This window comes from Vibrio sp. LQ2 (assembly GCF_023920125.1).
Lineage (GTDB): Bacteria > Pseudomonadota > Gammaproteobacteria > Enterobacterales > Vibrionaceae > Vibrio > Vibrio fluvialis.
On the sequence record NZ_CP085308.1, the window covers coordinates 247918 to 265954 of the forward strand.

Below are 18037 nucleotides of genomic sequence, written 5' to 3' on the forward strand. Positions count from 1 at the left end.
GAAAGGCCATGAGAATCAGCGATACCCAATTTAGCCAGATGATGCTGCAAAGCTTGCAGCTCAACAACGCCGGCCTTGGCAAAGTGATGCAGCAGATGTCGACGGGCGATCGCCTGACCAAGCTTTCGGACGATCCGATGGCGTCGATCAAACTGCTGAACCTTGACCGTGAAGGCAGCGCGATTGAGCAGTATCAGGCCAACATCGCCAACGTGAAAACCACATTGTCGAGTCAGGAAGTGTATTTGGATTCCGTCAACGAAAGCCTGAAAAGCATTCGTGAACGGGTGTTGTGGGGCGCCAACGGCACCATGACCACCGACGATCGCGAAGGCATCGTGACGGAGCTGAAAAGCCTGCGCGATTCGATTGCGTCATCATTCAATGCGCAGGACGAAGAAGGCCACTTTCTGTTTTCCGGCACTGCAACCAGCACCGCCGCGCTGGATAACTCCGGCGGCAGCTACGTGCTGCAAGGCAACAGCGACAAGCGCGTGGTAACGGTGGCCAAAGGCGTGACCATGGAATCGAACATGACCGCGCAGGACATTCTTGATTTGGGCGGCGGCAGCAATGTGCTCAACACGCTGGATGCGTTGATCAGTGAGTTTGAGGCTCCGACCGCGAATTTTCGTACCGAAGTCGACAATACGTTAGCCGCCGTCGACAGCACACTCAACAACGTGTTGGCGGCGATGACCGAAATCGGTGGCCGTCACAACAACCTCGACCTGCTCGACAGCGCACACGGCGACAACAAACTGTTTGTCGACAAAGTCACCAGCGATCTGTCGGCGCTGGATTACGGCGAAGCCTCGGTACGTTTAAGCAATTACATGGCCGCGCTGCAAGCGACGCAGGCGAGCTATGTGAAAATCGACGACCTGTCGCTGTTTGACCGAATTTAGGAATTTTCAGTATGGCAATGAGCACAGTGGAAGTTCGTCCACACGGCATTCGATTGACCGGACAGGAGCAGGCCAGCATTACGCCGTCGCGTTCCTCCGATTCGGCCCGTTTACCGGCCAGACAAACCCGTGCGCTTCAGGCTGACACCACGTCAGCCTATTCTGTTTCTGGCATCCTGCTGACTCAAGGGCAACAACAAGCCACTTCGGTGCAAATCGCTTCTAAATCGCTGCAATTTGTCGGCAAAGAACTCACCACCATCAAACGGGGTCTGACGCAGGCGATGACGCAAGGCGCCGACAACGTGCCGAACCTGAAAGAGACATTAACCCGTTCCAAAATGACCATTGAAGCGGTGCTGGATCAGGCGCGGTTTGATGGTCAACGCGTGGTGGATAACGAGCTGAATCTGAAACTCGACCGCGCTGATATTCGTCGCTTTTCGATCCCGGGGCTGAACGTCAACCGCCTCAAAGAGAAAGCCGAGCAGATTCGTCTCGATTTCCCGCAAGGCAATTCGGTGATGATTCAGTTCGATGGTCAGTCGGATGGCAGTAAAACGGTCAAAATGTTGGATCGCAGCCTGATCCCGCTCGGAATGCGCGCCAGCGTGACGCAAGATGGCAACATTGTGTTTGAAGCCAAAGAGTCGGCGTACAAACAGATGAAGCAAAAGGTGATGGTGACAGGGCAAGGCCACCGTTTCCCGGCCGGGCAAGCCAACACACTCAACCTCAAATCCGAACCGGACGGCATTGCCGAGCTGCGTTTTGATTTAAGCTCGCGTGATGGCATCAAGCAGGGCATTGCCAAGGTCAACCAGCATTTGGCGCAGGCGCAAACCAGCCTGGAGCAGGCGCGCCAATACCACAGCGAACTCAATACCCAAATGCAGACACTGCGCAGCCAGACGCGTTTGCTGTCGAGCGAGCAAACCACGGAGAAACTGACGCAGTTTCATGCGGCAGCGGATAAGTTTTCGTCGACTTATCAGGCGCTGAACGCGCAGGCGAATGTGCGTCGTCATACGGTGGTGGCGTTATTGCGGTGAGTTGCTGATTTTTTGTGGATGTTTAAGGGAGAAGGCCATCGTTTGATGGTCTTTTTTTGTTTTTGGAAAAGGGGATTTGTTGGTAATGGTTGGTGATTTGGGGTTTATTGAGTGGTTTGTCGCGTTTTAGCTTTAGGGGATATATGAGGCTTGCGGTGTGACGCGCCAGTCACTCTTTGCTGGCACAAAGAGTAACCAGAAAGTGCCTTGGGTTTGTTGTCGTAGGCCGGGATGGTTTTAGGCGTTCCCGACGCCGAAAACCTAAAAATTCATCCATGAATTTTTCCCTGTTGATAGGCGAGTCGGTAGTTTCTTTGGTGTTGCAACGTGTTTGATACCTTCGGCACGTTTTTGAATGTAGGGTTTTGATTAGTTTGCATTAGTGGTTGATGATGTACGTCGTTTTGTCCGATGTTAAATAGACTGATTCTGTGTTTTTTGAGGGTTATACAGATATGGTCTGTTTAATAGCGGCTGTTAACCCAATTTAGGTAACTATGAAGTACTTTAGTGATTCAGAAAGAGGCGCTTTGCCTCAAACAAAAAATGAAATTCCGCACAATGTGTGGCTTGGACTGACCGCTTATATTCAAGGTCTAATTGACACTGGGTGTTTTGGTGAGAGGTTTCCTGAACTTTGCCCTGATGGTCAAGGTTGTTATGGAACTAATGAAAAAATGTTTTCATCAGCACTTCAAGCGGAAATTCTAGAGATTGAATATCCTTTTGTAACAGAGCAAGAAGAAAACCCAGATAGTTGGGTTTCTAAAAAAGTACCATTCACACCTAGCTATCTAGATGTACTTGATCTTATTCAGTTCTGTTATATCAACGTCAGTAAGCCAGTGATGGGTCAATATCATCAGTTTTACGGTCATCATCATATTGCTTCATTTGACATTCAAACTGCACAAGATGAATTCTTAAAAAAGATAAATACCATTTTTACTCGAAACGGTTTGGCTTATGAGTTACTTGGGGATGGTCAAATTGTCAGAGTTGTGAGCAGCTCACTTACTTCAGTTATTCAGAGGAATCAAAAAACGTCAGAGCAAGCACTGAATGATCTACTTGATCATGCAAATAAAAAAATTTGCAACCCTGATGTGCAGGTTAGATATGAAGCTTTGAAAGAGCTCTGGGATGCGTTTGAACGTATAAAAACGGTCTCTAATCCAGAGAATAAAAAGCAATCAATGACTATTTTGCTAGACAGTTGCTCGTCTGATACAGAGTTTCGGGCTGAACTTGAAGAAGAAGCTAGAAAACTAACAAGCATAGGAAATACGTTTTTCATCCGTCACTCAGAAATGAGTCAGGTCAAGCTTTCTGACAGTGACCATATTGAGTATTTATTTCATAGGCTTGCAAGTTTTATGTCACTGCTAACGAAAAAATTGAGTTAACAAACTGTTCAAGAGGGATTCGCAACGCGTGGCATTTTCACTATGCGTTGGTTTTAGTGTTTAAAGTGGTATGCTGCGGCTTCTGTAGTTGTTGATTCATAATCGGAGTTTAAATGAGAAGAATATCTTTAGAGTCGTTAGAAATAGATAAACCTTCTACCGTATTCATTGGTGAAAATGGAGGAGGTAAAAGTACAGTACTGCGACAGTTACTCGAATACTTCAATAGTCAAGGTAGAAGTATAATTGCTATCTCAAATTGTATTAATGATAAGTTAGACATTGCTTCACGCAATGTTAATTATATGTCAGCTAAGCAAGGTGAAAGCATTCACAAAGAATTCATGTATGACTGTCTTTCAAAAATCGATGAAAATATCTCTCGCTCGTTATCAAGAGTATTAGATTATTGTGGTTATACTGAACAAATTGGAGTTGAGATATCTTGGGGTGTTGAGGCTTCAATCGGCAAGGATAATTATGTCAGAACCTTATTTGACATTTCAAAAAATGAAACGCTAATTTGGATTCCAATAGATAGTACACTTCCTAATTATAAAGTTATGACTATCATTAAAGAATTCTTTTCAAATATTCATTATCTAATTAAAAATAGTATTGTGTTGTCAGTGAGTTTTTTCCTTAAAAAAGAAAGTCACGTTGTTAACTTTAATCAAATAAGTTCAGGAGAAGCAAGTCAGATATCTACGTTAGCTTTTATTGCCTCCAACTTAAAGAAAAATTCAGTAATATTAGTTGATGAACCTGAAAATAGCCTTCATCCTAAATGGCAAAGAGAATATATAAATAATATAGATAGTTTATTTTATCTATATGAATATAAGTTATTCATATCCACACACTCTCCTCTAATGATTAATAATAATTCCAATGTATATGAGGTCAGTAACTTTAAACTGCATAAAAAACCTAGTACTGAAGGTGGGATTGAAAAAGTTCTTTGGCAGTATTTTGACATTGTAACTCCAGAAAATGAATTTTTAACTAGGTATCTATCAAATATTTTAGATCAATATAAAGATCGCATAATAAGTTCTCAAGGAGCGAAAGATAAGCTTTATGAAATCCGTAATGCATGTCTTGACGATCGACAAGTAAATGTAATTAATGATCTTATTTTGATGATTGAAAACGGTATTATAGGTTAATTGATGGCGGATAAATTCTTTAATGACATAAAAAAGGCAATGTTATCTTCAAACCCTTGGAGTTCACATTATGCGTCTGGATTTAAAAAGTATATAAAAGAAAAAGTTAACATAAAGCAGGGTAATTATTGTTGCTATTGTTTGAGAGATTTACTAAGAGAAACTGAAAGAAATAAACATATAGAACACATACTCCCTAAATCAGAGTTTCCTGTGTATACATTTGACCTTACTAATTTGGCAATTTCTTGTGTAAGATGTAATTCTGATAGAAAACATTCGGATATTAGCTTTCTCACAAGAGATATAAGTAAGTTTAGAAGCCAATGGAGTAATTCAGTATATAATAAAAATTTATATCGTTTTGTGCATCCAAACTTAGATAATATATTATCACATCTTAAAAGAACTGTTTTTACTAATGACAATAGAATTTACTATAGATATGAAATTAGAACTGGAAAAGGTGAGTTTCATTATAATTACTTCGATTTAAAGTTTTACGAACTACAAAGCATAAGTGAGAATCAAGGGATAAAGACAGATCTAGAATCTAAAAAATCCAGAGAGTTAATCGAACTATTATTTAAGAAATACTTATAAACCGATACTTAACAAACAATTTAAGATGGATTCCCAACGCTTGGCATATTTTCTTCTACTTCAAACTTAGTGTTTATGCCACAATGCTTTAGATTGGGTGGTAGCGTTGCTCACCTCCTAATTGGGCGTTATAAGAATTCAGTTGGTAAGGTAATAATATGTCTCACTATATAAAAAATATAGAAATTCAGAATTACAAATCTTGTAAAGAATTGACAGTAGTTTTGACACCATACACTCCTTTAGTCGGTTACAACAATGTCGGTAAATCGAACATTCTTAGTGCAGTGGAGTGGCTGGTAAAAGACAAACTGTTAGCTGAAAGTGATTACAATGATGTCAATCTACCCGTTATTATTGAAGGTGAAGTTGTTGGCGTAACCGAAGATGTACTGCAACGTCTAAATGAGGAGCATCGAGAACCACTTAGACCATATATCGAAAATGATGTGGTTAGAATAAAAAGAACTCAGCCGGCCAATGCAACCAAAAAAACAGAAATTAATCTCGAAATTTTCAATTTCGAAAAAGGGCGATATGCTCGAAACCCAAGAGGTATTTGGAATGCTATAAAATTATTGTTTCCAGAGCCTATTAAGGTTGGAGCTATGGAGAATGCCGCTGAAGATGCGGGAAAGGCAAAAAGTACTTCTACTATTGGTAAGTTATTAAAAGAACTTAGTACCTCATTAGCAGAAAGCCATGCTTCTGTTGTTAACAGGCACTTAAATGCAATTAGCCGCCGAATGGGTGCGGACGGAAATCGACGCTTGGATGAATTAGCGGAAATTGATGATTCAATAAACGAAAAGGTAGAGAACCTATTTCCTGGCATTAGTTTAAAACTTCACTTTGATGTTCCCGACTTTAATGAAATTTTCAATGCAGGTACAGTAAAGGTGTATGAAAACGATGCTGAAGGACGAGACGTTACCTCTTATGGTCATGGTGCTCAACGTTCGGTGCAGATGGCACTCATACAACACCTCGCTGAAATCAAGCAGAATGCTGAATCACCAACAACAACGCTGTTGTTGATAGATGAACCAGAATTGTATTTACACCCTTTTGCTATAGAACAAGTCCGTGAAGCTCTACATGTGTTGTCGCAAAATGGATATCAAGTACTTTTTAGCACTCACTCAGCTCAAATGATTACTGCTGAACGCGCACAGCATACTTTATTCGTTCGCAAAACTCATGCTCAAGGAACACATATCAGAACACCTTTGAGAGATGCGTTGGAAAGAGCGGTTCCAAATGCAGAAGCACAAGCAGGTCACCTGTTCGCTTTAAGTCAATCAACACAAATCTTGTTTGCAAATGAAGTTGTTCTCACGGAGGGAAAGACAGAGCTAAGATTGCTCCCATTCTTGTACAAGCAGCTAAAAGGGAGAACTCTCGGTCAAAATAATGCAGCACTCATCGAAACGGGCTCTGTAGATAATATCGGCAAAACGATGAGCATATTGCATGAAATGGATCTTCCTTCGAAAGCTATTGTTGACTTAGATTATGTTTTCAAAGGCGCAATACATAACAACTATATTGACAGAGATGATGAGGACTTAGTTGTCTTGAGGGATCTGTTGCAAAGCTTATGTGATGACAATGTTATTGAGATGCGCGGTGACTTGCCCAATGCAAAGCATTGTGCAGTGATGGCTCAAGATATACGAAGTCATGATGCGATAAATTCTCTACACAACAAACTACGAGCAAGGAATATCTGGCTTTGGAAGTTAGGGGCTATTGAAGCCCACCTTGGCCTGAGAGCAAAAAATGAGCATGAATGGGCTAGGTTTAAGGCTAATGCTGAGAATCCCGAAGTTGGCCTAGAGCAGGCTTGTGTTGATTTTATTGGTGTGCAGGAGTTGGTTGAGTGGCTTGAATAAATTCTTATAACAAACTATTCAAGAGTGATTCCCAACTCTTGGCATTTTCACTACACATAGGGATTTCTCTTTACAGTACAGTCACTAGTCCTGTATTTGTCTCCTCAATGAAATCAGCTTTGTCATTGAATCCCTTTTCACTAGGGAAAAATTCATGGATGAATTTTTAGGTTTTCGGCGTCGGGAACGCCTAAAACCGTCCCGGGCCACAACCAAAAATCCAAAGGCATTTTCTGGTTACTCTTTGTGCCAGCAAAGAGTAACTGGCGCGTGACAAACCAAGCTTCGTGATTCGATGATGCGAAAACGCGTCAAACCTCAATCACCCTTTTCAAATTCAACCAAAACGCATTCGATAGAAACACAAACGCGACACACAATACCCATCAAACCCTTGCGTTCAACGTGATTGCTGTCGCGTGCATCATCACTTACATGATTTCACTTTTACTCTTCATCAGCTGATATTCATCCACCGCTTTCACCACGTCGGTGCGGTTAATGTATTTGGCGATAAAGTAGGGCGGGATAAAAAACACCAGCAGGTAGAACGATTCATCGAACAGCAGGGTGGCGACTTGTGTCTCGTGATTGACGTAAGCCAGCAGTGCCAGCAAGTCCAGCAATACGCTCAGCAGTGCCAATACAGTTGAAACGATTAAAATCAGGCCAAGCAAATCTCTTAGAAACATTTTCGATGCGGTCATGGTCACTCCCCCAAAAACGTAAATCCAAGTTAAATTACTCCCACTTTTTATGTGGTTTATTAATCGAGATCACATTTTGATTCTAGGCGGTGAAAAGTAAGTTTGACCAACTGACAGCAAAATAAACTTTACTCTAAGCCTTTACACAGAAAGCGTTAACGTCGGTTTGGTGTGAGTTTGTATTCAGCCGAAATTCTACTCGCCATCAAGTTTGTCATCGTAGCTCTTTTGTGCCTTCAGTACCGCGTCCATATTACTTTCCGCCCAGTGCGCGAGGGCAGCCACGGCGTCAGTCAACGTCGTGCCGAGTGGCGTCAACGCGTATTCCACGGTCACTGGTACGGTGGGAAAAACGGTGCGGCTGACCAACCCATCGCGTTCGAGCTTTTTCAGGGTTTGAGACAAGACCTTTTGCGAAATGCCCTTGATGTCGCGTTTGAGGTGGTTAAAGCGCACCGGTTCGCCGCGCAGTTTGTCTAAAATCAGCAGGGCCCACTTGTCGGCAATGCGATCCAATACCGCGCGGGTTGGGCAGCGGTTCTCATAAACGTCATACGCAAAATCCATCATTCTTCCTCTATGCTCAAACCACAGGGTGGTTACCTCAAGGACACCTTGTTACCCAAAAGTGCCTTCTTCACAACGTCAGCTCGGGAGTATAGATTGTTTACAAAGTTTCTATCAACTACATAGTTTCCAAAATATACCTAGGAGAACAGAATGAACAAAGTATTGGTATTGGGTGCCTCTGGTCACGTTGGTCAACCGCTGGTGGCAGAGTTGCTGGCAAAAGGGGAACAGGTCAAAGCTGCGTCGCGCAGTGGTCAAGCGTTTGGTGCGGCTGAAGGTGTGGTGTTTGATTTTGCTGACCCAACAACCTTTGACGCCGCGTTCGACGGCGTTGACCGCGCTTATGTGATGCTGCCAGGCGGTTATGTGGAATCAAAAGCTCTGCTCGAGCCCGTGATTCAGGCTGCGGCTGAGCGCAATGTGAAGGTGGTATTCCAAAGCGTACTCGGTGTGGATGCCGATGATTCCATTCCTTACCGCCAAGTGGAAATCGCGCTGGAAAACTCCGGTGTACCGTATGTGATCCTGCGTCCGAACTGGTTTGCCGATAACTTCCATACCTATTGGAAAGCGGGCATCGACCAAGGTGTGATTGGCGTTCCGGCAGGGGAAGGCAAATCGAGCTTTATTGATGTGCGTGATATTGCCAGCAGCGCAGCGGCGGCATTAACCACAAATCGTTTTGACAATCAGGCGTTCAACCTGACCGGTCCAGAAGCGCTGAGCTATGCGCAAGCCGCGCAAAAAATCAGTGCGGCGCTCGGTAAGCCAGTGGCTTATCAGGCGATGGAAGAGGGCGCGTTCTGTGACCTGCTGAAATCGGTGGGTGTCCCTGCCGACTACGCGGAATTTCTGACCTCGATTTTCTATCCGGTGCGCGAATGCTGGACGGCTGGCGTGAGCGATGCGGTTGTCACTCTCACCGGCAAAGCGCCACGTTCGCTGGATGAGTACATTGCCGATCATCTGGCCGAGCTGCGCTGAGCGCGATGAATCAGAAAAAAAGCAACGCCAGCATCATGCTGGCGTTGTCGTTTCAGGGGGAGGTGAGTCAGTCACGACTTACTGCTTTTGCAGGTTATACAGCGCGGCCATATCGCCAGTGATTTTCTCGCCGTTGATGTCGAGTTTCATCAGCATGTTTTCACCCACGAAGTACTGGTTAGGCGTTTCTGAGCCATCTTCCAGTGTGATTACGCTGCCTTTGGTATCCCAGTGGAATTTACCGTTAGAGCTGAACTGACCGCCGTCTTCTTTACCCTGATACACCTGAGTCAGGGTGTAGGTTTCATCTTCGTTCAGCGTCAGAGTGTAATCGATGCCTGCGCAATCAGCGCAAGGCAGCGTGCCTTTGTAGGTACCTTGCCAATCGAGGCTGTTGAAGGCGTTATGACCAGCATCTACCGTTTCTGCAATTGTGCCAGCGGCAGCAGATACGGTGTCGGTCACGGTTGAAACTGCGTTGCTGACTGCGGTTGGCAGTGTATCCACGGCGGGTTGAGATTCTGCTTGCGTTGCCGCTTTCTCAGCCGTGTCACAGCCCGCTAAAATGAAAGTCAGTGCACTTAGGGCGAACATCGCTTTTTTCATCATCTATCCTTATCTATCGAGTTTTCGTGTGGACGTTGTTGTTGATGAGTATTATTCAACAGAGAAATGTCAGACACGTCAGTCCGCCGTCATACTTTCGGGGGATGCTGTCAGAAAGCGGTTATAACTCCGTAGGTTAAATCAGAAAAAAGAAATACAGGAAGCAGATGAACGCCAGCAGCGTCGCCGAAAGCGTCGGATAGATGATGTAGGATTCCTGCTTGCTGGTGCGCTGAAAGCAGAGAAAGCTGAGCAGAATGTTGTACACCATCAGCAGCAGACTGATGCTGGTGCCCGCGTGCAGCGTCAGGCTGGTGAGTTGCAGCAAAAACAGCCCCAGCAGGCAGTAATCAATGACGATCAGCCAGAGAAAGGCTTTTTTCAGTCCGTCTTTGTGGGCATGTTCGCCGGGATGCTGATACATAACGTGCTCGGTAATAAAGAAGTCCATGGAACCGGGAAAGCTGCCCGAGGCTCAGGCTTCGGGCAGAGTACGCGTTATAACTGTTGGTCGGGCTGCTTTTTTGTCTCGACCGGGGTTGAATACTGAATGGTTTCCTGACGCAGCACTGGTTGATTGAACTGCGCTTTATCGCGCGCTTTGTCCAGCTCACCGTCCTGCTGATTGCCAAAGAAGGTCTCCAGCACCTGCGCAGCTGGCGTGGTCAGGACAAACAGTTCAATGCGGCGGTTTTCACTACCATCCGGCTCTTCCGGGTTGAGCAAGGCTCGGTCCGACATGCCGGTAACCTGCAACACGCGCTGTTCCGGCATGCCGCCGGCCACCAACGTCTGGCGCGCAATGTTGGCACGGTTGGCCGATAGCTCCCAGTTCGTCCGATTGCTGAAACGCTGCTTAAACGCGGTGGAGTCGGTGTGGCCGCTGATGATGAGCGGATTTTCCACCCGCTGAAAGACCGGGGCCAGAGCCAGCAGAAGATCTTCAAAAAAAGGTGTCAGCTCGGTTCCGCCACGACTGAACATGTGCTGTTTGTAGTCGTCCTGCAGCACAATGCGCAGCCCTTGCGGTGTCACGGAAACGTGCACGTTCCCTTGCGCGCTGATCTGGCGCATCATCTCTTCAATCACTTTGGCCAGAATAGTCAGCTGTTCCTGGGTATCGAAGTTACCGGGAATGATCGCATCTGATTCCGGGCCATTGCCGTTGCCGTTATAGAACGAAGTCACGGTATGGTTGGAATCGTGCTTGCTCGGTACCGACGATTCCGAGGCTAAATCGATAGGAGAGATGCTCTGCGAGGTATCAAACGGGTTGCCGTAGCTGCGATCGAACACGCTGGCGCTGTGCAGATGCGCGACAATCGCTTTACGCTCTTCTTTATTCACCACCTGCATCACCCACAGCACCAGAAACAGTGCCATCAGGGCAATCATAAAATCGGCCATGGCGACTTTCCAGGCACCGCCATGGTGAGGCTCGTCGTGACTGCGGGTAGAGCGCTTGAATACGACATGCTCCTGTTTTTGCATTATCCCTCCTGCTCCGCTAGCCATTTCTCCATGTCGTTGAAGGTTGGTTTAATGTCTAGCTGAATATGCTTACGCCCTGCGTCAATTGCCAGCAGTGTCGGTTTCTTCGCCACGTAGGCCACCAGAGTGGCACGCACGCATTCAAAAGCCGACATGTCGCGTTTGACGCGCTGAGCCATGGCGTTACTCGCCGGATCAAGACAGCAGTAACAGCCAAAGATGCCGATAAAGGTGCCCACCAGTGCCGCGGCAACGTGGTAGCCGATGAGGGCGATGGAACCATCGATGGCTTGCATGGTGATGATGATGCCGCCTACCGCCGCCAGAATACCAAAGCCCGGCAGTGCTTCTGCGGTGCGTTGCATCGAACGCGATGGCAGTAGCAGGTCGGTCTGAATGGCGTCGATTTCTTGTTCCAGCAGTCCCTCAAGTTCATGAGGCGACATCTGGCCCATCGCCATTAAGCGCAGGTTGTCGGTAATGAACGAAACCAGACGATAATCACGCGCAACCAGCGGGTAGCGGGCAAAAATCGGGCTCTGTTCCGGGTTTTCAATGTGCTTATCGAGCGACTTAAATCCGCCGCTGCGTACGGTTTCCAGCAGCACTTGCAGCACCGCCATCAGCTCCATGTAATACGCCTGTTCATTTTTCGGTTGTGACAGAATCATGCGTAGTTGGCGGCGCATCTCTTTGAGCACCTGCGGCGGGTTACCGATGATCAGTGAGCCGAGCGCCGCCCCGGCGATAATGAGAAACTCCGCCGGTTGCCAGATTGCGGTTAGGCTGCCGCCCGCCCAGACGTAACCGCCGAATACACACATCAGAACAATGATGGCACCAAGAAACTTTTGCATAAGTGGCTCCTAAGAGGACAAATATTGGTTGAGTTGTTTGAGCGCCTGTTTGTGTAGCTGACAGATGCGAGGCGGCGTCAGATCGAGCACGAGCGCGATTTCGTGTAAGTTGAGTTCGTGTTGATAGAACAGGGTCAGGAGCAACTGGTCACGTTTTGACAGCTGGCCGAGCGCCTGTTCTAAACTGCGGCGTATATGCTCCTGCGTCATGCCGTCGTAATGGCCGTCGGCAAATTGCTCGACGCCATTTTCAATCAGCTGATCCAGGCTCTGCATTTCCCCGGCGAGTGACGCGTTCAGGCGCGCGTAGTAGTCCTGCTCATCGGTGCCAAGGGCAGCGATGATTTCGTTGTCATTCGGCTGACGGCCCAGTTTACGGGTCAGGTCGCGGGTCACGTCGTTGAGCTCGTGCGCTTGCTGACGGGTTTTGCGTGACCGCCAGTCCAGGCGGCGCAGTTCATCGAGAATCGCACCGCGAATACGGCACACCGCAAACGCGGGAAAGTTCGGGTCGTCAATGTTGCCGTAACGGCGCCCGGCTTCCAGCAGGCCAATCAGGCCAATTTGCTGCATATCTTCGATGCTGCAATGCGTGGTCGCGTGCACCCGCAATTGGTTAGAAACCCGCTTCACCAGATGTTGATACTGGCTGAGCAGGCGGTTTTCGTCGATCGGCAGTGTCGGAGAGGCAACCTCGTCCGACACGTCATACCCTTCCTGGTATTGCATATCCAACATAAGCGCGTCCTTACTGCACGACGTATTTGGTCAGCAGCACATCGTCGATGTCGCGCAGAATGTCGGTTTTCTCAAAGGCGTTGAGAATGGTCAGCTTGACCTCGTTTTGCAGGTGCTCAATCGCGCCATCCTGCTGCAAATCTTCATAGGTTTTGTCGCTGAACAGTTTGATCAGCGAATTGCGCACCACCGGCATGTAATCACCGATGTTGGCGATGCGTTCCGGATGACGGGTTTCGACCGCAATTTCCAGCATCAGAAAATGGTTCTGATTTTTGCCTTTCACGCTCAGCACCACTTTATCCAGCGAATGAAAGCTCGGCGCTTTCGGTGACTGGTTGGTTTCGCTTAAAAACGCCAGCGGCGAGTTTGCCAGCCAGTCTCCGGACGGTTGCTCTTGCTGCGCGCTCTGCTGCTTGAGATACCAGATGCCGCCAAACACGGTTCCCGCAGAGACGAGGGCGCTGGTGATGATCATCATGATAAACACGGTAATAAGTTGCTGTTTGGTCATAACCTTTATTCCTCGTTGAAACCTTAGGCGTGAGTGCTGAGCCAGTGCTCAGACAGAGAAGAGGTAAACGGCTCGTCGGCAGAGTCGCGCGCCGCGAAAATGGTGCTGGCAGCGGCGTCATCGTGAGACGATGATTGGCGCTGGCCGCCCTGATCGGAGCCGACATTGACATCGACGTGCACAAAGTTCTGGCTTTGCAGTTCGGCGCGCAGGCGATCAGACACCTGCATCAGCGCTTCACGGGTCGCCGAGGCATTGGCGTTGATCTGCACGCTGAGGCGATCGCCTTCCACGCGTACCACCAAATCCAGCTTGCCGAGATCAGGCGGATCGAGGCGGATCTTGGCTTCCTGCAGATTTTGCTGCGCTTGCAGCGTGACGCGATCGTGCAGTACTTGCAGCATCTGCTCGCCCCATTTGCCCGCTTGGGTATCAATGCGCACGCTGGCCCATTCCGGCGCATTGACCACCGTGGTCGCGGTGTTCGACGCGTTAACCTGAGTTTGCGCTTGACCGTTGCTGGCCGCACCAGATGCCGGGTTGATGACCTGATTGAGCGCCGCGTTTAACGCGCTGTCGAGAGTGACCGCCGCTTTGGCCGCAACGGGCTGGCTCTCGGTGATGGACGGCGCAGATTGCGCGTTAAGTAGCCCCGCTGCCGGTTGTCCTGTTGCCGATGGCGCCGCAGAGTTTGCGCTTGGGTTCTGCGCCGCGGCAGTATTCGCGGTGTTTACGCCGCTCACGCTGTGGCTCTCGGCAAACCCTTTGACCAACTGAGCCTGCGTTGGGATAGGTTGATTGGCGTTCAGCAGCGCGACCAGCGCGGTCAGTTCGTCTTGTTCATCTTGGTGTTGAGTCGTCAGCTCCGGCTCTGGCTGCTCGTCGCTGAATGACGGCAACGACCGGGCAGGCTGGCCAAGCGTAAAGCTGGCCGATCTGCTGGCGTCCGCGTCGCCAAACGAACGCGCCTGATGAATATCCGGCGCCGCATCCGATTTGCCGCTGGACGACGATGAACCAGCCTGTGAGGCTTTGCCGGGTGAAGCATAGCTCGCTGCCGAGTAATTAGAGGAAGACGTCATCGCTTGCATGTTAACCCTCCATGGTCATGGCGAGCTGATAGGCAAGGGCGCGCTCTTGCTGCGCGCTGACCTGTGCCATTTCCGATTCCAGCTCAGAGGTCGCGGCTTGCAGCGCTTCCAAAGCGGCCTGATGCGCCGCTTTTGCTTTGGCGATTTGTGGCGCCAGTTGAGTGTCGCGCAGAAACGGCTTGTGGTATTGCAGCAGTTCACGCAGCTCGCTGTCGTAGCGGGCGAGCGCGCTCCAGTCCTGTAATTTTGTCGCGATGGTGATCCGCTGAGAAAGATGGCGGAATCGCTCAGGGGAAACCTTATGCGTATTGACCAAAATTCATCCATCCTTCTTTTATGTTGCCCATGACTGTTTCAACGGTGCTCAGGCGCTCCACATCGTTCTGCACGCTGGCCTGATACAGCTCAACCTGGCAGAAGTCATACAACTGGTGCAGGTTGGCCGCCAGCTCGCCACCGCTCTCCATATCGAGCGCGCTGTCGAGGCCGATCAGAATGTTCATGCACTTGTTAATGCCCGCGCCTTTTTCTGCTAATCGCCCCACGCTGATGTGGCCGCGAATGCGTTCAATCTCGTTCAGCAGGCCGTCAATGAGCATGACCACCAACTGATGAGGGGTCGCGGCGGCGGCTTGTGCATCTAAATCGACTTGTTGATAAGAGTCGTAGCCCGAGTCCATTAACATAAAACTTCTCCTCGCCAGACTTAGCCGAACATCGACATTGTCTGGTTCATCTTGGTAATTAATTGGTTCATTTGAGTGAACTGTTTCAGGTAGCGGTCATACGCCATGTCGTATTTGCGCTCGAGTGCCGTCTGTTTGTCTTCAATGCGACTGATGTTCTGTTGCAGCGCATCTTTACGTGACTTAAACAGGCCGTTAGAAAATTGCAGGTACGGGTCAAGCAGCGAATCCAGGCTGTCGAGCAGATTGCCATCGCCGTTGAAGAAAGATTCCAGCGCCGCGGTATTGGTGGTTTGTGCTTCTTCAAACTTGTCGGCGTCGATTTTCATCGTGCCGTCGCGGCTGATTTCGATGCCGAGATCGCTCAGGCGCATGCCTTCAAACTCGCCACGGACTAACGTTTTCAGTTGGCTCTCAATTGAGCGAATTGTCGGGTCGCTCGCCAGCACACCGCGTTGAGAATCTTCGCCGCCAATCGAGGTGTAAGAATCGATGGTTTTCATCAGGCTGTTGTAGGCCTCGATGATCTTATTCATCTGCTCTTTGGTGCCTTCCTGATCCGCACCGACGGACAGGCTCAGTGGCGCTTCGCCACTGGTTTGCGCTTTGGTCACGGTCAGATCGACGCCGTTGATCACGCCTTCAAAGGTGTTGCTGCTGTTGGTCAGTTGCAGGCCGGTGCCTTGGGCGCCAAGCCAAATCACGGCATCTTGCGGCGCGCTGATCTCGTTGAGGTTGGTAAAGGCATCTTCAAACCACGTCTGGCCGGTGCCGGAGACGGAAACGTTGACCGAGTTGGCCACACCGGTTTCGGTGCTCGACAGCATGAAATAGGTTTGGCCGTTCGAGCGCACCAGCGTCGCGTTCACGCCCGGGTTGTTGCTGTCGTTGTTAATGGCCGACACCAAATCCGCCACCGTCGCAATTCCATCGCCATCGCTGTCGAGGGTCGAGAGATCCAGCGTCATGGTGGTGCCATTGATGGTGAAATCCATGGTGCCGGTGGTTGGTACTTGCGTGGTGGAATCCAGGTTAGCGGGCATACTGGCCGACACCTGATGCGCGGTCGCAACCTGTTCAACAAACACCTGATAGCTGCCCGCCAGCGCGTTGGCGTCGGCCGTCGCGGAGAAGTAACCTTCTTGCGATACGGTGGCGCTGTTTTTCACGATGCTGCTGGTGGAACTGTTCATTTCAGTGATCGCCGTGCGGAAAGCGCGCAGTGCGGTTTCCACTTTGCCCAGTGCGGTCAATTGTGACTGGTACTGGGACGATTGCGTGTTCAAACGCTGCTGAAATGGCTGCACATCGTATGTAGCCAGCTGTGTTGCCATGGTGATTGGATCTAATGAACTCATTCGGGCGCTCCCTGTTGCTCAGTCTGCTTACCTTTGCGCTCACACCTGACGTAGCGGTAGCGTGCTCGGGTTTGATAAACCTGTCGCTAAGTTCGCAAGATGTGTGCCATTGATTAAATGTATATAAAACAATAGGTTAGTTAATTAATGGGCGAAAAACGGAAGCGGTGTTTCCTCATCGGCAGTTCCGCTTTTCCTCAGAAATCAATTCCTTGGAAATAAGGGTTTCTCAAAGGGGTAATGCGACCATTTGGGCGAGGAAATTAAGTCAGGGAAGGCAAGAAAAAAGGCGCCGGCTATGTTGTCGGAAGGAAGAGGACAGGCGCCACGAAAAAGTAAACGGAAAAAAGCCTCCCGACCAGCGGGAGGCAAATACAAACGTACAGATTGTATGGCGTAAGTGCTTAGCGCAGCAGTGAAATTGCCATGCCAGGAATCTGGTTAGTCTGAGACAGTACTGTTGTACCTGCTTGCATCAGCATCTGGTTCTTCGTCATGTTTGACGATTCAACCGCGAAGTCAGCATCAGTGATACGGCCTTTCGCTGCTGCGGTGTTTTCAGACACGTTAGCCAGGTTGTTGATCGTGTGGTCCAGACGGTTGATGTTCGCACCCAGTGTTGAACGTACGGTGTTGATGGTGTCAAACAGACCGTCAATCACAGTGATTTCAGCGTTTGATGCCGCGTTCGTTGTCAGTGCACCTGTTGTGGTGAAGTCAACTGCCGCTAGGTTAGTTGAGATATCTACAGTCAGAGTTTCTGCTGCTGACGCACCGATTTGGAAGTCCACTGCTGCAGCCAGTTTGCCGCCTTGTAGCAGTTGCTGACCTGCACCGTAAGTGGTTTGCGTCAGGATACGTGTTGCTTCTGCTTCCAGCTCTTGGTATTCAGAATCCAGCGCTGCCAGTTCAGTGGTACCGTTGGTGCCGTTCGCGCCTTGAGTGGCAAGGTCTTTCATGCGGTAAGCGATGTTAGTCAGCTCTTCCAGTGCGCCGTCTGCTGTTTGCAGCATAGAGATAGCGTCCTGAGAGTTACGCATCGCTACTGACATACCGCGAGTTTGTGCTTCCAGTTTGTTCGCGATAGTCAGACCCGCTGCGTCATCCGCTGCAGAGTTGATGCGAAGGCCAGTGCTCAAACGTTCCATCGCAGTAGTCATCAGGTTGTTTGTGCTGTTCAGAGTGTTTTGCGTAACTAGCGATGCGTAGTTAGTGTGCATAGATAAAGCCATCTTAGTCTCCTTGGTTGTCGCTATCTTCAGGCTCTTCGGGATATTCCCTGCTCACTAACTAGAGGCGGATGGTTGCTGGCGAGAATTAATCAAAAATTTAAAAAAATTGAGAAAAGGGCGAAAAAGGGAGGAATAAGGTGAAGTCTATTCCAGAAATCACCCTATTTTGA

The 18037-nt window shown here is 48.7% G+C and carries 20 protein-coding genes; 7 read left to right on the forward strand and 13 right to left on the reverse strand.

The genetic code is table 11. The features are described from left to right. Positions 1 to 8 precede the first annotated feature (8 nt). The 6 genes from flgL (at position 9) to LGV68_RS01325 (ending at position 7033) form a co-directional block, all read left to right on the forward strand. Positions 9 to 908 carry a flagellar hook-associated protein FlgL gene (gene flgL, locus LGV68_RS01295; RefSeq protein WP_004725079.1) on the forward strand — a complete coding sequence of 300 codons (900 nt, stop codon included), beginning with the start codon at positions 9 to 11 and terminating at the stop codon, positions 906 to 908. Positions 909 to 919: 11 nt separating this feature from the next. Further along, entirely contained in the window at positions 920 to 1960 is a 1041-nt protein-coding gene (locus LGV68_RS01300) for a flagellin (protein WP_252536058.1), read from the forward strand. Positions 1961 to 2457: 497 nt separating this feature from the next. Beyond that, positions 2458 to 3366 carry an AbiJ-NTD4 domain-containing protein gene (locus LGV68_RS01305; protein WP_252536059.1) on the forward strand — a complete coding sequence of 303 codons (909 nt, stop codon included), beginning with the start codon at positions 2458 to 2460 and terminating at the stop codon, positions 3364 to 3366. A gap of 113 nt (positions 3367 to 3479) precedes the next feature. Continuing rightward, complete coding sequence (locus LGV68_RS01315; RefSeq protein ID WP_252536060.1) at positions 3480 to 4535, forward strand: AAA family ATPase; 1056 nt, start codon at positions 3480 to 3482, stop codon at positions 4533 to 4535. Between the two features lie 3 nt (positions 4536 to 4538). Beyond that, complete coding sequence (locus tag LGV68_RS01320) at positions 4539 to 5138, forward strand: HNH endonuclease (RefSeq protein ID WP_252536061.1); 600 nt, start codon at positions 4539 to 4541, stop codon at positions 5136 to 5138. A gap of 158 nt (positions 5139 to 5296) precedes the next feature. After that, positions 5297 to 7033: an AAA family ATPase gene (locus LGV68_RS01325; protein ID WP_252536062.1), complete on the forward strand. Its 1737-nt coding sequence runs from the start codon at positions 5297 to 5299 to the stop codon at positions 7031 to 7033. 431 nt (positions 7034 to 7464) lie between these two features. Here LGV68_RS01325 and LGV68_RS01330 read toward each other — a convergent pair whose 3' ends face one another. Continuing rightward, positions 7465 to 7740 (reverse strand): D-fructose-6-phosphate amidotransferase, encoded by a 276-nt coding sequence (locus LGV68_RS01330; RefSeq protein ID WP_252536063.1) that lies wholly within the window; start codon positions 7738 to 7740, stop codon positions 7465 to 7467. A gap of 195 nt (positions 7741 to 7935) precedes the next feature. Continuing rightward, positions 7936 to 8310: a helix-turn-helix domain-containing protein gene (locus tag LGV68_RS01335; RefSeq protein WP_252536064.1), complete on the reverse strand. Its 375-nt coding sequence runs from the start codon at positions 8308 to 8310 to the stop codon at positions 7936 to 7938. A gap of 150 nt (positions 8311 to 8460) precedes the next feature. On the opposite strand from LGV68_RS01335, the gene LGV68_RS01340 reads away from it, so the two are divergent. Beyond that, positions 8461 to 9294 (forward strand): SDR family oxidoreductase, encoded by an 834-nt coding sequence (locus LGV68_RS01340; RefSeq protein WP_252536065.1) that lies wholly within the window; start codon positions 8461 to 8463, stop codon positions 9292 to 9294. Positions 9295 to 9372: 78 nt separating this feature from the next. On the opposite strand, the gene LGV68_RS01345 is transcribed toward LGV68_RS01340, so the two are convergent. The 11 genes from LGV68_RS01345 to lafA all read right to left on the reverse strand — a co-directional run bounded on the left by LGV68_RS01345 (position 9373) and on the right by lafA (position 17867). Next, entirely contained in the window at positions 9373 to 9900 is a 528-nt protein-coding gene (locus LGV68_RS01345; RefSeq protein WP_222734716.1) for a copper resistance protein NlpE, read from the reverse strand. Between the two features lie 136 nt (positions 9901 to 10036). After that, complete coding sequence (locus tag LGV68_RS01350) at positions 10037 to 10324, reverse strand: hypothetical protein (protein ID WP_024373222.1); 288 nt, start codon at positions 10322 to 10324, stop codon at positions 10037 to 10039. A 74-nt stretch (positions 10325 to 10398) separates the two neighbouring features. After that, positions 10399 to 11391: a flagellar motor protein MotB gene (locus tag LGV68_RS01355; protein WP_020329950.1), complete on the reverse strand. Its 993-nt coding sequence runs from the start codon at positions 11389 to 11391 to the stop codon at positions 10399 to 10401. Beyond that, positions 11391 to 12248, reverse strand: a complete 858-nt coding sequence (gene motA, locus LGV68_RS01360; RefSeq protein WP_020329951.1) for a flagellar motor stator protein MotA — start codon at positions 12246 to 12248, stop codon at positions 11391 to 11393. The genes LGV68_RS01355 and motA overlap by 1 nt, the downstream gene beginning before the upstream one ends. 9 nt (positions 12249 to 12257) lie before the next feature. After that, entirely contained in the window at positions 12258 to 12986 is a 729-nt protein-coding gene (locus LGV68_RS01365; RefSeq protein ID WP_020329954.1) for a FliA/WhiG family RNA polymerase sigma factor, read from the reverse strand. A gap of 10 nt (positions 12987 to 12996) precedes the next feature. Beyond that, entirely contained in the window at positions 12997 to 13500 is a 504-nt protein-coding gene (locus tag LGV68_RS01370) for a flagellar basal body-associated FliL family protein (RefSeq protein WP_020329955.1), read from the reverse strand. 23 nt (positions 13501 to 13523) lie between these two features. Continuing rightward, the gene (locus LGV68_RS01375) at positions 13524 to 14591 is read right to left on the reverse strand and encodes a flagellar hook-length control protein FliK (protein WP_252536066.1); all 1068 of its coding nucleotides are present in this window, start codon (positions 14589 to 14591) and stop codon (positions 13524 to 13526) included. A 1-nt stretch (position 14592) separates the two neighbouring features. Then, a complete protein-coding gene (locus LGV68_RS01380; RefSeq protein ID WP_020329957.1) occupies positions 14593 to 14907 on the reverse strand; it encodes a hypothetical protein in 315 nt (104 codons plus the stop codon). Then, on the reverse strand, positions 14891 to 15277 hold the full coding sequence (gene fliS / locus LGV68_RS01385; RefSeq protein ID WP_020329958.1) for a flagellar export chaperone FliS: 387 nt from the start codon (positions 15275 to 15277) through the stop codon (positions 14891 to 14893). Before fliS ends, LGV68_RS01380 begins: the two co-directional genes overlap by 17 nt. Before the next feature lie 20 nt (positions 15278 to 15297). Then, a complete protein-coding gene (gene fliD, locus LGV68_RS01390) occupies positions 15298 to 16635 on the reverse strand; it encodes a flagellar filament capping protein FliD (RefSeq protein WP_024373220.1) in 1338 nt (445 codons plus the stop codon). Between the two features lie 404 nt (positions 16636 to 17039). Beyond that, entirely contained in the window at positions 17040 to 17867 is an 828-nt protein-coding gene (lafA, locus tag LGV68_RS01395) for a lateral flagellin LafA (RefSeq protein WP_020432054.1), read from the reverse strand. Positions 17868 to 18037 lie beyond the last annotated feature (170 nt).

Coding starts and splice junctions, on each gene's coding strand:
- flgL (WP_004725079.1), top strand. CDS start 9: ATGAGAATCAGCGATACCCAATTTAGCCAGATGATGCTGCAAAGCTTG.
- LGV68_RS01300 (WP_252536058.1), top strand. CDS start 920: ATGGCAATGAGCACAGTGGAAGTTCGTCCACACGGCATTCGATTGACC.
- LGV68_RS01305 (WP_252536059.1), top strand. CDS start 2,458: ATGAAGTACTTTAGTGATTCAGAAAGAGGCGCTTTGCCTCAAACAAAA.
- LGV68_RS01315 (WP_252536060.1), top strand. CDS start 3,480: ATGAGAAGAATATCTTTAGAGTCGTTAGAAATAGATAAACCTTCTACC.
- LGV68_RS01320 (WP_252536061.1), top strand. CDS start 4,539: ATGGCGGATAAATTCTTTAATGACATAAAAAAGGCAATGTTATCTTCA.
- LGV68_RS01325 (WP_252536062.1), top strand. CDS start 5,297: ATGTCTCACTATATAAAAAATATAGAAATTCAGAATTACAAATCTTGT.
- LGV68_RS01330 (WP_252536063.1), bottom strand. CDS start 7,740: ATGACCGCATCGAAAATGTTTCTAAGAGATTTGCTTGGCCTGATTTTA.
- LGV68_RS01335 (WP_252536064.1), bottom strand. CDS start 8,310: ATGATGGATTTTGCGTATGACGTTTATGAGAACCGCTGCCCAACCCGC.
- LGV68_RS01340 (WP_252536065.1), top strand. CDS start 8,461: ATGAACAAAGTATTGGTATTGGGTGCCTCTGGTCACGTTGGTCAACCG.
- LGV68_RS01345 (WP_222734716.1), bottom strand. CDS start 9,900: ATGAAAAAAGCGATGTTCGCCCTAAGTGCACTGACTTTCATTTTAGCG.
- LGV68_RS01350 (WP_024373222.1), bottom strand. CDS start 10,324: ATGTATCAGCATCCCGGCGAACATGCCCACAAAGACGGACTGAAAAAA.
- LGV68_RS01355 (WP_020329950.1), bottom strand. CDS start 11,391: ATGCAAAAACAGGAGCATGTCGTATTCAAGCGCTCTACCCGCAGTCAC.
- motA (WP_020329951.1), bottom strand. CDS start 12,248: ATGCAAAAGTTTCTTGGTGCCATCATTGTTCTGATGTGTGTATTCGGC.
- LGV68_RS01365 (WP_020329954.1), bottom strand. CDS start 12,986: ATGTTGGATATGCAATACCAGGAAGGGTATGACGTGTCGGACGAGGTT.
- LGV68_RS01370 (WP_020329955.1), bottom strand. CDS start 13,500: ATGACCAAACAGCAACTTATTACCGTGTTTATCATGATGATCATCACC.
- LGV68_RS01375 (WP_252536066.1), bottom strand. CDS start 14,591: ATGCAAGCGATGACGTCTTCCTCTAATTACTCGGCAGCGAGCTATGCT.
- fliS (WP_020329958.1), bottom strand. CDS start 15,277: ATGTTAATGGACTCGGGCTACGACTCTTATCAACAAGTCGATTTAGAT.
- fliD (WP_024373220.1), bottom strand. CDS start 16,635: ATGAGTTCATTAGATCCAATCACCATGGCAACACAGCTGGCTACATAC.
- lafA (WP_020432054.1), bottom strand. CDS start 17,867: ATGGCTTTATCTATGCACACTAACTACGCATCGCTAGTTACGCAAAAC.